Here is a 12,092-nt window from a genome sequence, read left to right as displayed (position 1 = left end):
GTTCATCGCGCTCGGCGATGATTTTGCCGTAGGGGTTGTAGCTGAATTCCCGAGTGGCGCCGCCGGGCTGGGTCAGTTTCAGCAGACGTCCTACGGCGTCCCATTCATAAAGAGCCTGCGCGCCATGTTCATCCTCACGGGCAATCTCCCGTCCAAGATCGTCATAGCGATAACGCTTGATCGCGCCATTGGGCAATTGCTCCTCAAGCAACTGCCCTCGCTCATTCCACACCAACCGATGACAACTGTGATCGGGGTACCAAACTCCGGTTAACTGCCCGCGTTTGTTGTAGCTATAGTCCGTCACCTGCCCATCGGGATCAGTCCTGCGCGTAACATCGCCCTGGTCATTACGCTCATATTTCCAGACCGCTTCGCCGCGCCTGACAACCCGTACGAAACCATTGTCATGCTCGTAGGACGTCGGCTCGTCATCCCCCGGAAACAACGCCACCAAGCGTCCGGCTTCGTCGTACTGATAGGCCGTCACCGCCCCCAGCGGATCTTGCTCGACGGTCAGCCGGCCTTTTTCATCGTAGGATTTGAAATACTGGGCACCGTCCGGATCAATGCGCTGTACCAAGCGCGCCCGATCATCGTGGACGTAAACTTCCTGGCTACCATCAGCGTTATGCACCGTGACACGGCCGTCATCCCCCCAGGCATACCGCGTGTCCATCTGCGAAAAACTCGCCCAATGCCGGACACAGCGTGCCGCCTTGCCGGAGCCTTCCCACGCCCAAAAGAAACTCGCCCCACCGGCCAACTGCCGCTCGACAATGACGTGCTGCTCGTCGTACCGATAACGCTCGCTTTCACCGACGGCATTGGTCGCGCAAACCAGTCGTCCGTCTTCGTCATAGGCGTAGGAAACAAGGTTCTGCTCGGTCTCCCAGACGTAGGGTCCACGGTCTTTGGCGCGATGAACCTGGTAGTCCACCGCCACGATCCGGTCACACTCATAGCGCAATAAAAACGAACGGCCGACACCGTTATCCAGCCGCTCAATCCGCCCTGAACGATCACGCACAATGCGCAGGCGGTTGTCATACGCATCACTGATCGAGACCAGCACCCCGTCGCGAAAGTGATAGAACCGTGACGCTTGGGCCAACACCAGTTCATCAGGCGCCGAGCCCAGGTAGATCGCCGCTTCGGCCAGGCTATTGGTGATCGCGGCTCGAGAATCGGTGGGCAACGGAAACTGCGTACGGCGATTCTCATGGTCCGTCCACACCACCGAATCGCCCGACACAGCAAGCCTGTGCGCCAGCGCATGACTCCAGCCAAACCCCAACCCACAATCCACTTCCACCGCACTGGTGCGATACAGCCGCGTCCACTCAAACGGCAAGATCCCGTCCAGCGTGCCATCGGTAAGGGTCAGTAACTCTTCCCCGGTGACCATCGACACCGGGCAGCCATGAGTGACCGTCTTGTCCGCAGGTGCCGCCGCATCCCCCTTCGGATTCGACGCCACGACAGGCACATCATCCACACGCTCTTTCTGCTTCAGCACCGCGTTCTGCCGGGCCTTCCAGCGCATCTGCATCGTGCCTTGCTTCAGCCCGCCGACCACCCCGCGAACCGCCACCGCTTTGTAGCGGTCCACCGCCTGCATGAACTTGGTGAGAATCGCCAGCACGCCCTCCACGAAGCCCACTGCCGCCGCAAGAATCCGCTTGCCGTACTTGACCAGGCGCATGCTCAAATACGCCACGCCCGCCGCTGGCAGCGCGATGGTCAACACTGAGCCAATCACCAGATCAATCAGTAGCGACACCATAAAACTGGCGGCTGCCTGAGCGACTTCACCGGGCGGTAACGCGTCCAGCCAGATCATGGCGGTGCGCAGTAACAGGTACAGCGCCGCTTCATCACTGGCCAGCAGCATCGCCTGCTCCATGACCTTGGGCGCATCGGTGGCGATCTGCGCCAACTTGGCCGCCTCGCTGCCCAGTTGCTCGACGTACTTCAACGGGTCTTCAAGCATCGCCTGCACCAGCTTGATGCTGTCCCACACGTCACGGATCGCCGCCCAACTGCCTGCCAGCACGCCGCTGCCAATCGCACTGGCAGTAGAGCGTTCCCAGTGGGGTTTGAAGTCTTTCCACTGCGACCGAAGCCACTGTTCCAAGTCCGCCGTCAGCCCGGCATAGGAGGCAAACAAGGCGTCCACTTGCTGCGCTGAAACGCCACCCTGAACCCGCACCTGATAGCGCCCACCGGCGGCGCAGTAGTGCGAACCCTTACCGTGCTCATCGAGCATGACTCGCGTGGAGCTGCCGTCGTCCAGCCCGATCACCTCGACCGGAATATCGCCAATCGGCACGTCATACGCTGATTCGAATTTGCTCTCGATCTTCAGCTCGCCACCCACCGGGCAACGGGCCACGGTGGAAAAGTCCGCGTCGCTAAGACTTACCGAACGCTGGGAATCCCCAGCCCGCAGCACCCGGTCCATGCCCAGCAATGACGGCATATCCGCTGCATGGCTGACCGAATCCAGTGCCCGCGAATACCAGGCGCCCATCTGCTGGCGGTACTCCACCAGGCTCTGATGGAAACCATCCAGTTCATGTTCGATAGCGGCGATGTGGGTGGCGTGGGTCATCCATGACGTCTCGACAGAAGGCAAGGCGTCGGAGTCTGCCGCAGCGAAAAGCGGCTGGATGAACGGTCTGGAAAATCAGATTGCCCTTACAGGGGGCTCGCAAAAGTCTGCGTCAACTCATGCGCAAAGACTGCGTCAAATGGCGACGCTGCTGATTGACGAGCAGTGCCCTTGGGCGTCTTTCAGTTGGGTTTCAAACTCAATCAAGCCCGCCTGCATTCGTTGCAACACGGCGATTTGCGCGGCCAGCGCGTGCTTCTTGTTAGCGATGGCTTGGTCCGCTCGCTCCCAGGGAAGGGCGTTACCGTCGTATCCCAGCAAAATCTCCTGCAATTCCTTGAGTTTGAATCCCAGCTGCTGGGCACACTTGATAAAGGTCAGGCGCTCGACGCTCTGCGCCGTATAAACGCGATAGCCGCCAAGACGCTGAGGCTCGGGCATCAATCCAATCGCCTCATAGTGACGAATCGCCTTGATGGTCGTGCCGGACAACTGCGCGGCTTTGCCGATGTACATGAAAACTCCCTTTTTCAAATAATGTGCCGGCCTGTTTCAGCCACTTGGCCCGCCGCGTCAGCGTAGAGCCCAGCACCGGCCCGAACAACAGGGTCTTGCTCGGCGTGATGCCACACAGCGCCAGCGTGGTGCGACGCATCTGGTGGATGGCCGGCATGCGGTAGACCCAGCGGTAATACCACGCCGGTGTGTCCAGGGTCACTAGCAAGTGCGCGGTTCGGCCCTTTAGCAGCTTGTCAGGGAATGCCTTGCCTGCGCGGTATTTGAAGGCGAAGCCGGGTAGGAAAACTCGGTCGATGAAGCCTTTCATCAGTGCCGGGATACCGCCCCACCAGACAGGGAAAACCCATGTGAGGTGCTCGGCCCAAAGAATGTCGGCTTGGGCGCTGAGCAGGTCGGGCTCAAGCGCTTGGACCTGGGTATACCCGTGGTGAAGGACGGGGTCGAACCTGAGGTCCCCCAGGCGTAGGACGCGTACGTCGTGGCCTGCGGTTTTCGCGGAGTGGATATAAGTCTGTGCGAGGGCTGAACAAAAACTATCGGTGGACGGGTGGCCGAGAATGACCAGGACGCGTTGACTCATGCTGAAGGCTCCTGAAATGAGCATTCAGGGTAGGGGGTGCCGTATAGGGGAGAGTCAAGGGCCGCAACCAGTGCCAGCAGGACCGTTCCGTAAGGTGTGCAGGACCCTTCCTGGAGTATTCATGAGCCCTTGTGACGGCACGATGGCCTGACTAGCCTGCTGAAAACACAAGAGTAAAAAGGCATGAGCGAAACCGCTATCGGGCTGACCGAGCCTCCCGAGGGCTACAGCGATTGGCTGACAGATCTCAAAGGCCGTATCCATAACGCACAACAGCGCGCCTCAATCGCGGTCAATCGTGAACTGGTGCTGCTCTATTGGCAGATCGGCCGCGATATTCTGACCCGTCAGAATGATCAAGGCTGGGGGAGCAAAGTGATCGACCGTCTTGCACAGGATCTGCGGGCGGCCTTTCCCGACATCAAGGGTTTTTCACCGCGCAATCTCAAGTACATGCGTGCTTTCGCCGAGGCGTGGCCGGATTCTGAATTTGTGCAACAGGCTGCTGCACAATTGCCCTGGGGTCACAACGTGGTGTTGCTCGATAAGCTTCCCGGTCCTGAAACCCGTCGTTGGTACATCACCCAAACGATCAAACACAGCTGGTCGCGCAACACGCTGGTGATGCACATTGAAAATCGCCTGCTGGAGCGCAGTGGCAAAGCAGTCAGCAACTTCGAAAGTCATCTGCCCAAAGCTCAATCCGACCTGGCTCGCGAATCCCTCAAGGACCCCTACCGCTTTGACTTCCTCAGCCTGGGCCTGAATGCACAAGAGCGTGATATCGAAAACGCCTTGATCAAGCATGTCACTGACTTTTTATTGGAGTTGGGCGCAGGCTTTGCCTTCGTTGGCCGGCAAGTGTTGCTCAAGGTCGGCGGTGATGAGTTCTTCGTCGACCTGTTGTTCTATCACCTGAAGCTGCGTTGCTACGTGGTGATCGAACTCAAGGCGGGCAAATTCAAGCCCGAGCATCTGGGCAAGTTGAGTTTCTATCTCGCCGCTGTGGATGCCGAGCTGAAGCACCCACAGGATGGCCCGACCATTGGCCTGTTGTTGTGCAAGGGTAAAAATGAGGTGGTGGCAGAATATGCACTGCGCGATAACAACCGGCCTATCGGCGTGGCGGAATATCAACTGGTGGAGTCTTTGCCGGCAGAGTTGCAATCCAGCTTGCCCAGCATTGAACAAATTGAGCGAGAGTTGGCGGGGTAGGTCCGGCTCAAACACCGCAAGCCTGCTTTTCAGGGCAGGCTTAGCGTCACACTCGGCAGGCTTACTTCTGCTGTGCAGTCAGCGCCGCATAGCCATTCATCAAGTTGCGATAGTTGGGAATGCGCTGGGACAACAGATTCCCCAGACCTTCGATGTCGTTGCGCCAGTCGCGATGCAGCTCACAGGCCACCGAGAACCAGTTCATCAACTGCGCCCCGGCCTGGGTCATCCGGCTCCACGCCGCTTGCTGCACCGTGGTATTGAAGGTGCCAGACGCATCCGTCACCACAAACACTTCAAAGCCTTCCGCCAGCGCCGACAAGGTCGGGAACGCCACGCACACATCGGTTACCACACCGGCAATGATGATCTGCTTACGCCCGGTGGCCTTGATCGCCTTGACGAAGTCTTCGTTGTCCCAGGCGTTGATCTGGCCGGGGCGGGCGATGTAAGGCGCGTCCGGGAACATCTCCTTCAACTCCGGCACCAGCGGGCCATTGGGGCCTTGCTCGAAGCTGGTGGTGAGGATGGTCGGCAAGTTGAAGAACTTGGCCAGGTCCGCCAGGGCCAGCACATTGTTCTTGAACTCGTTGGGAGAAAAGTCCTGCACCAGGGAGATCAGGCCGGTCTGGTGGTCGACCAGCAGTACGATGGCGTCGTCTTTGTTCAAACGGTTGTAGGTTGCAGTGCTCATGGTTGAATCCTTTTTTGTTTAGGTTGGTTGGGCGTTGCGTTCAACATGGGCACAGATTAATAGGTGGGTTATGGGGGATAAATCGGCTGAAATAGGTAATACAGTCAACTCATAGGAGACAATTCCTGAACGCTCACAAGATAGGGTCTTGCCATGGGCGGGAAAAGCTTCGGAAAAATCTCACGCGTGAGCTATTGAGTGCAGCGAACATTGCCTGTAGATTTTCTCACGCGTGAGTTTTTCACAGCGAGGTCAGTACGATGAAAAGCAGCTCTCCATCGAGCCCTGCTGCAGGGCCCGATACCGATTCAGCCAGCCTTCAGGGAGAGCGCTTGAAACAGTCTGCGAAAAAGCCATCGAGCTTTTACATGAAGCAGATGCGCGCGGGCCTGGCGGCCGCCGGTTATGTGAAACACGAGGCTTGGGTGCTTCCCGAAAACCGAAGCTTGCTCAAGCAGATGGAGAAACAGCTTCGCCAACCGATCCTGGCTGGCTCATTCATGTCGGAGAATTTCATGAGCGCAGGTACCAACTGGAACATCGATCGCCTCTTCAGCGCGCTGCAGGCCCTGGATGAAGTGACGTCCAAAGATATTACGCTTTCTCTCGTCCAAGGCTCCGAGTCCAGCATCAAGCTGGAAATGAACGACTTTGGTGGCTTGCCGATTTACATCGCAGTGGTGGGCGAACAGATCATCGTGGACACCGTGCTGGTCGACGTCGAGTCCATCAATGATGTCGCCAAGTTCAATGATGCGGTGCTGCGCAGCCGGGAGATGTTCCCATTGTCTTCCATCGGCATCGAGTCCATGCCCAACGGGCAGGTGGTCTACAACATGTTCGGTGCGCTCAGCTCCGACTCCAGCCTGACCAACATCGTGACCGAGGTGAAAACCCTCGTCGACAACGTGCAGCGCGCCAGCGAAGCCTTCGAACGTTTCTTCAACTAATTATTCGGGAAAACCTAATGACTCAGTCCATCTGGAGCAAATTGTTCACCGCGCTGCGTGGCGGTGCCAATGAAGTCGGCGAATCGATCGTCGACCAACAGGCCCTGCGCATCCTTGACCAGGAAATTCGCGATGCTGACAGCGCGCTGGCCAATGCCAAGCGTGAGCTGGTCAGCATCATGGCCAAGCACAAACTGGCCGCTGACCGTGTTGGCGAGTACGACGCCAAGATCAAAGACCTGGAGACCAAGGCGATGGCCGCGATCCAGGCCAATCGTGAAGACCTGGCCCTGGAAGTCGCCGAAGCCATTTCGACCCTGACCAACGAGCGGGACGTCGAGCAAAAGCAGACCGCCGAGTTCGGTGGCTACGCCGAGAGCATGCGCAAGGACATCACCAAGGCCGAGAGCCGGATCAAAAGCCTGCGCCAGCAAGTGGACATGGCCAAGGCTCGCGACAGCGTGCAAAAGGCCCAGGTCAGCGCATCCATTGCCAGCGGCGGGGCCAACGGCAAGCTGGAAACTGCCGTCGGTACGCTGAATCGCTTGCAGGCCAAGCAGCAGCAGCGCGCCGCTGAATTGCAAGCCCAGGACGAACTGGCTGAGGCGTCGACGGGTACTGACCTGGAACGCAAGCTGCGCGACGCCGGCATCACGCCGAACGAAGGCAGTGCCAATGCGATTCTTGAGCGTCTGAAGAAAAAGTCGGCTGAATAAGCGACGCCGCCGAAGGGAGGAGGGCATTTCTGCCCTTCTTTTTTATGCCGAGGTGAGGATGGACGCCTTGAAGGGTTTCAAGACAATCGCAGGCCTGGCCCTCTTGATGGTCGCGCTGCAACTGCTCAATGTAGCGACCGGTTACAGCCTGATGGCATTCGGGTTGGTCCCGCGAACGCTGCACGGCCTGGTCGGCATCCTCACCTCACCGTTTCTGCACGCGTCCTTTGCCCACCTGAGCGCAAACCTGATTGCCTTTCTGCTCCTGGGCACCCTGGTCATTCTCGACGGGCTCCACCGCTTCATTACTGTCAGCGCAATCGTGATTGTGCTGGGTGGCGCGTTGGTCTGGCTGTTCGGTTTTTCAGGCATTCACGTCGGTGCCAGCGGCTGGGTATTCGGGCTATGGGCTTACCTGCTCGCGCGCGCCTGGTTTCACAGAAGCTGGAGCAACCTGATAACCGCCGGTGTGGTGGCGGTACTGTATGGCGGCCTGATCCTTGGCTTCCTGCCCCGGCAGGGTGTTTCCGTCGAAGGTCATCTCTTCGGTGCGCTCGCCGGGTTTATTGCCGCCAAGCTACTTCTCTCTGCACCGCGCAGCAGGTTTAATGCCGAGTGAGCGCACTTAAGCATCCAAATGCCAAGGCGAGCGCCTCGTCAGGAACCCAGTACCCACGGAACCAGGGATGAAATGTCGATCTTTCTTTTATTGCGCCGCTACGCTTCGTCCCTCTTTCACCGCTTCGGTTGGGCAGGCCTGGTCGTTGCCTTGGGCGTACACCTGGGCGTGGCTTATCTGGGCCTGGTATTCCTGGGCGAGCAACACCTCACCGCCCCCGCGACGTTTGTTTACTTCTATCTGACCACCACACTGACCGTCGGCTATGGCGATCTCGCACCGCAGACCGCGGCGGGGCGCATTTTTGTGGCAGCCTGGGTCATGCTCGGCGGTATTGCGCTGCTCACGGCCGCCATCGGCAAAACCACCAGCAGTGTCATCGATGCATGGAGAAAAGGCATGAAAGGCAAAGGCGATTTCACCGGTAAGGTCGGCCATACCGTGCTGATCGGCTGGGAAGGCGCATCCAGCGAACGGGTCATCGAGTTGTTGCTGCAAGATGAAACCTCCAATGACAATCTGATCGTGATTTGCGACTGCATCCTCGAAGAAAACCCGATGCCGGGCAAAGCGGCGTTCATCCGCGGTGAAAGCCTGTCCTCCACCGCGTTGCTGCTGCGTGCCGGCGTTCCCGGTGCCGAACGTGTGCTGGTGCGAACCCCATCTGACGACCTGACGCTGGCCACAGTGCTGGCGGTCAATCAATTGAACCCCGTCGGGCATGTGGTCGCCCACTTCAACGAAAGTGAAATCGCCGCACTTGCCAGCTCCTACGCACCTCGCCTGGAATGCACCTCAAGCATGGCGATTGAAATGTTGGTGCGTGCCTCCCAGGATCCCGGCTCATCAGTCGTCATCAATGAGCTGCTGTGTGTGGGGCAGGGCGCCACCCAATACCTGATGAAACTGCCCGAGGCCTTTGAGGCCACGTTCGGCGACCTGTACACCCGGCTGAAAGAACAGCACAACGCCACCCTTATCGGCTATCGCGCCAAAGGTGCTCAGCAACCCGCGATCAACCCGCCGAGCGCCACCCGCGTCGAGGGCGGTGAACTCTTCTATATCGCCTCCACCCGGCTCAAGGAAATCTCCCATGGGATGGTTTAAACAATTGATGGGGCTCGAAGCTCCAAACGCCACTACTGACTCGAAAGCGCCGGCCAACCAAGCATTGCCGGTCAACGGGCCATTGGGCCTGGCAGCGGGCAAAGGCCTGATGTTCGACGCGAGCCTGAAACTGTTGCTCGATGAGAAAACTTCGGTGGTGATCCCCGGCTCCCAGGAAATCTGGGCCAACGGCACCGTTGACCTCGGGCAGTCGACCTGGCTGTCGCGCTATTACATGAACGATGAAGACTATTGGCTGCAGGTGCACACCACGGGTGACATCGCCGGGCAGGTCGAGTCGGTGATCCTGTTCAACTACCTCAGTAACGTCACCGTCAGCAGTGAAGCGGAACTGCGCCGGCTGGCGGGCCCACAGAGCTTGATCGGGCTGCCAACCTACACCCACGATGGCGTCGAGTTTTTCCGTGAGTGGGGCAGCGAAGACGGCCAGACCGAATTGGTGGCGATGAGCGAACAAATCGTCAGCCCGGAGGCGGCCTACAGCATTGAGCACCGTTCGATGCTATACGCACGCGACACCGGCCTGACCGATCGCCGCGAGTTTTTGCTGTTTTCCGTCGAAGAAGACGCCGAAGGCACCATCAGCCTGAGCACGTCGCTGGGCATTTCACTGTACACAACCGACCTGACTGCGCTCTAAAAAAGGAAGCATCCCATGCTAGAAGCTCTCTCCATTTCCCTGAACAAAGCTGCCGTGTTCGGCTTTGTCCTTTACATCCTGGGGGCTGCGGTACTGTTCGCGCTGTTCCAATTCATCTACACCCGCATCACCCCGCATAAGGAATTCGAGCTGATCCGGGCAGGCAACACATCCGCAGCGGTAGCCCTGGGCGGTGCCATCGTCGGCTTCGCCATTCCGGCCAGCAACGTGATTGCCTACTCCGTCAGTCTCGTCGACTTCGTGGTCTGGGCAGTGATTGCAGCCGTCGTCCAACTGTTGGCATTTCTGCTGACCAGCCTGGTGCTCAAAGGCACGTCTGAGCGCATCAAGAACGGCGAGCTCGCGGCCGGCATCTACGTGGCCGCCGTGGCCATCAGCGTCGGCATGTTGAATGCCGCGTGCATGACGCCCACCTCGAACTGATTGCGCACGGAGCTCCCGATGAAACGAAGCAAGTACGTCCAGCTGTCGCTGGCAGCGTCGGTCGCCATGGCGATATCCGGCTGCGGGCCAACGGAAAAAACCTACGATTTGCAGAAGAAGTACAACTTCCAGTCGGTTCAGCAATGTGCCGATGAAAAACTCCCGGTAGACGTCTGCTCGGACGCCTACATGACCGCCATGGCCGAGCATCGCCGCATTGCGCCGGTGTACGACAGCCAGGCCGATTGCGATGCCGACTTTGTCGCCGACTGGTGCCAGCAAGACTCCACCGGCAAGTTCATCCCAAGGCTCGGCGGCTTTGAACTGACCGCCGAAGGCCAGGTGACCCAATCCCAGGTCGACGCCGCCAATGCCCAAGCGGCCAACGCTCAGGCAAGTGGTGGCTCAGGCTTCTCCACCACTAGCCTGCTGACCGGCCTGTTGATCGGCAACATGCTGAGCAACAACCGCAACAGCTACCGCTCCGAGCCGGTGTACCGCTACCGCGATGATCGCGGCAACTACGGCAACTCCACGCTCAACCAGCGCGTCTCCAATGGGGCCACCTTCGGCCGCTCCAACCAGGCCCGGTACGGCAGCAGCAATTACACCAATACGCTGCGCTCCACCAACCAATCGAGCTCCGTGTCCTCGGCCACCTCCCGTGGCGGCTTCGGCAGCAAGGCCAGTGCTCGCAGCGGCTGGGGCGGCGGCGGGTCGAGCAGTTAAGGAAGGCAGGCATGAAGAAGATCCACTGCGCAGAGCGTCATGACTGGAAACAGACCGCCGACAGCCTCGGTTTTCTGTTCCACACCATCGACGGCGAACCCTACTGGGACGAGCGCGCGTATTACCAGTTCACGCTCCAGCAAATCGAGCGCGACCTCGAAGACCCGACCACCGAGATCCATGACATGTGCATGGACCTCGTGGCCCGCGTGGTCCACAGCGAAGAACTGCTCGAACGCCTGAGCATCCCCGCGCCTTTCTACGACATGATCCGCACCTCATGGCTCGAAGGCCACCCGCACTTGTACGGGCGCATGGACTTCTCCTACAACGGCACCGGCCCCGCCAAACTGCTCGAACTCAACTACGACACCCCCACCAGCCTCTACGAGGCCGCGGCATTCCAGTGGGGCTGGCTCGAGCAATGCATCGAACGCGGCCTGCTGCCCAAACACGCCGACCAATTCAACAGCATCGACACCAAACTGCACCAGGCCTTCGCCCAACTGCAGGTCAACCAGCCGTTCTACTTCGCCTCGATGAAAGACTCGATCGAAGACAAAGGCACCACCGACTACCTGCGCCTCGTCGCGGAAAAAGTCGGCATCGAATCACGCCACATCGACATCGAAGACATCGGCCTGACCAACGAAGGCCGCTTCGTCGACCTACAAGATCGCTGGATCCCCCACCTGTTCAAACTGCACGCCTGGGAGTTCATCTTCCACGAACCTTTCGGCGCTGCGATTGCCGAGAGCGACACCCAGTTTTTCGAGCCCGCGTGGAAGTCCATCCTCTCCAACAAAGGCATCCTGCCGCTGTTGTGGGAGTTCAACAAAGGCCACCCGAATTTGCTCGCGTCACACCTGGATACTGACCCAGGTAAAGCCGTGCCGAAGGGCTGGGTACGCAAACCGTTCTTCTCGCGGGAGGGGGCGAACATCGAGCTGCAAACGGCTGATGGGCTGATCGTGAAAGAGGACGGACCCTACACGGATGCGCCGTTTATTCTTCAGGAGTTTGCGCCGTTGCCACGGTTTGGTGACAGCTACACGTTGATCGGGTCTTGGGTGATTGGCGACCAGGCGGCGGGGATTGGGGTGCGGGAGGACGACAGTTTGATTACCAAGGATTCGAGTCGGTTTTTGCCGCATTTGATACTGGATTGAAAAAGCCTGCTGGGCTTCTCAGTCAGGACTGGCCGGGCGCGCCTCAACAGATTGGCTTAAATGCCCGCGTCAGCG

General features: G+C 59.0%; 13 protein-coding genes. 9 read left to right on the top strand and 4 right to left on the bottom strand.

From position 1 onward, the window contains the following. The 3 genes from TU73_RS15140 to TU73_RS15130 all read right to left on the bottom strand — a co-directional run. A partial coding sequence (locus tag TU73_RS15140; RefSeq protein ID WP_167347567.1) for a DUF6531 domain-containing protein occupies nt 1-2,614 on the bottom strand: 2,614 nt, incomplete at its 3' end. A 135-nt stretch (nt 2,615-2,749) separates the two neighbouring features. Beyond that, on the bottom strand, nt 2,750-3,130 hold the full coding sequence (locus TU73_RS15135) for a MerR family transcriptional regulator (protein WP_057012905.1): 381 nt from the start codon (nt 3,128-3,130) through the stop codon (nt 2,750-2,752). Further along, entirely contained in the window at nt 3,069-3,713 is a 645-nt protein-coding gene (locus TU73_RS15130; RefSeq protein WP_057012904.1) for an NAD(P)H-dependent oxidoreductase, read from the bottom strand. Before TU73_RS15130 ends, TU73_RS15135 begins: the two co-directional genes overlap by 62 nt. A 183-nt stretch (nt 3,714-3,896) precedes the next feature. Between TU73_RS15130 and TU73_RS15125 the strand changes: the two genes are divergently transcribed. Further along, nucleotides 3,897-4,928 carry a PDDEXK nuclease domain-containing protein gene (locus TU73_RS15125; protein ID WP_057012903.1) on the top strand — a complete coding sequence of 344 codons (1,032 nt, stop codon included), beginning with the start codon at nt 3,897-3,899 and terminating at the stop codon, nt 4,926-4,928. Nucleotides 4,929-4,989: 61 nt separating this feature from the next. Here TU73_RS15125 and ycaC read toward each other — a convergent pair whose 3' ends face one another. Then, nucleotides 4,990-5,622 (bottom strand): isochorismate family cysteine hydrolase YcaC, encoded by a 633-nt coding sequence (gene ycaC / locus TU73_RS15120; protein WP_034117703.1) that lies wholly within the window; start codon nt 5,620-5,622, stop codon nt 4,990-4,992. Nucleotides 5,623-5,990: 368 nt separating this feature from the next. On the opposite strand from ycaC, the gene TU73_RS15115 reads away from it, so the two are divergent. The 8 genes from TU73_RS15115 to TU73_RS15080 all read left to right on the top strand — a co-directional run bounded on the left by TU73_RS15115 (nt 5,991) and on the right by TU73_RS15080 (nt 12,017). After that, on the top strand, nt 5,991-6,572 hold the full coding sequence (locus TU73_RS15115; RefSeq protein WP_043048040.1) for a YjfI family protein: 582 nt from the start codon (nt 5,991-5,993) through the stop codon (nt 6,570-6,572). Nucleotides 6,573-6,589: 17 nt separating this feature from the next. Beyond that, nucleotides 6,590-7,288, top strand: a complete 699-nt coding sequence (locus TU73_RS15110; protein WP_057012902.1) for a PspA/IM30 family protein — start codon at nt 6,590-6,592, stop codon at nt 7,286-7,288. A gap of 58 nt (nt 7,289-7,346) precedes the next feature. After that, nucleotides 7,347-7,907, top strand: a complete 561-nt coding sequence (locus TU73_RS15105) for a rhomboid family intramembrane serine protease (protein ID WP_057012901.1) — start codon at nt 7,347-7,349, stop codon at nt 7,905-7,907. Nucleotides 7,908-7,979: 72 nt separating this feature from the next. Continuing rightward, the gene (locus TU73_RS15100) at nt 7,980-9,014 is read left to right on the top strand and encodes an ion channel (protein WP_057012900.1); all 1,035 of its coding nucleotides are present in this window, start codon (nt 7,980-7,982) and stop codon (nt 9,012-9,014) included. Further along, nucleotides 9,001-9,675, top strand: coding sequence for a DUF2491 family protein (locus tag TU73_RS15095; protein ID WP_057012899.1), 675 nt, complete (start codon nt 9,001-9,003; stop codon nt 9,673-9,675). Before TU73_RS15100 ends, TU73_RS15095 begins: the two co-directional genes overlap by 14 nt. 15 nt (nt 9,676-9,690) lie before the next feature. Then, the gene (locus TU73_RS15090; RefSeq protein WP_043048033.1) at nt 9,691-10,119 is read left to right on the top strand and encodes a DUF350 domain-containing protein; all 429 of its coding nucleotides are present in this window, start codon (nt 9,691-9,693) and stop codon (nt 10,117-10,119) included. Nucleotides 10,120-10,137: 18 nt separating this feature from the next. Beyond that, nucleotides 10,138-10,848, top strand: coding sequence for a DUF1190 domain-containing protein (locus TU73_RS15085; RefSeq protein ID WP_057012898.1), 711 nt, complete (start codon nt 10,138-10,140; stop codon nt 10,846-10,848). Nucleotides 10,849-10,859: 11 nt separating this feature from the next. Then, complete coding sequence (locus TU73_RS15080; protein ID WP_057012897.1) at nt 10,860-12,017, top strand: glutathionylspermidine synthase family protein; 1,158 nt, start codon at nt 10,860-10,862, stop codon at nt 12,015-12,017. Nucleotides 12,018-12,092: the final 75 nt, after the last annotated feature.

This window comes from Pseudomonas libanensis, from assembly GCF_001439685.1.
Classification (GTDB): Bacteria; Pseudomonadota; Gammaproteobacteria; order Pseudomonadales; family Pseudomonadaceae; genus Aquipseudomonas; species Aquipseudomonas libanensis.
Note: the sequence above shows the minus strand (reverse complement) of the source record. Positions and strands in the feature narration are given on the sequence as shown.

Coding starts and splice junctions, on each gene's coding strand:
- ycaC (WP_034117703.1), bottom strand. CDS start 5,622: ATGAGCACTGCAACCTACAACCGTTTGAACAAAGACGACGCCATCGTA.
- TU73_RS15105 (WP_057012901.1), top strand. CDS start 7,347: ATGGACGCCTTGAAGGGTTTCAAGACAATCGCAGGCCTGGCCCTCTTG.
- TU73_RS15115 (WP_043048040.1), top strand. CDS start 5,991: ATGAAGCAGATGCGCGCGGGCCTGGCGGCCGCCGGTTATGTGAAACAC.
- TU73_RS15125 (WP_057012903.1), top strand. CDS start 3,897: ATGAGCGAAACCGCTATCGGGCTGACCGAGCCTCCCGAGGGCTACAGC.
- TU73_RS15090 (WP_043048033.1), top strand. CDS start 9,691: ATGCTAGAAGCTCTCTCCATTTCCCTGAACAAAGCTGCCGTGTTCGGC.
- TU73_RS15100 (WP_057012900.1), top strand. CDS start 7,980: ATGTCGATCTTTCTTTTATTGCGCCGCTACGCTTCGTCCCTCTTTCAC.
- TU73_RS15095 (WP_057012899.1), top strand. CDS start 9,001: ATGGGATGGTTTAAACAATTGATGGGGCTCGAAGCTCCAAACGCCACT.
- TU73_RS15135 (WP_057012905.1), bottom strand. CDS start 3,130: ATGTACATCGGCAAAGCCGCGCAGTTGTCCGGCACGACCATCAAGGCG.
- TU73_RS15110 (WP_057012902.1), top strand. CDS start 6,590: ATGACTCAGTCCATCTGGAGCAAATTGTTCACCGCGCTGCGTGGCGGT.
- TU73_RS15085 (WP_057012898.1), top strand. CDS start 10,138: ATGAAACGAAGCAAGTACGTCCAGCTGTCGCTGGCAGCGTCGGTCGCC.
- TU73_RS15130 (WP_057012904.1), bottom strand. CDS start 3,713: ATGAGTCAACGCGTCCTGGTCATTCTCGGCCACCCGTCCACCGATAGT.
- TU73_RS15080 (WP_057012897.1), top strand. CDS start 10,860: ATGAAGAAGATCCACTGCGCAGAGCGTCATGACTGGAAACAGACCGCC.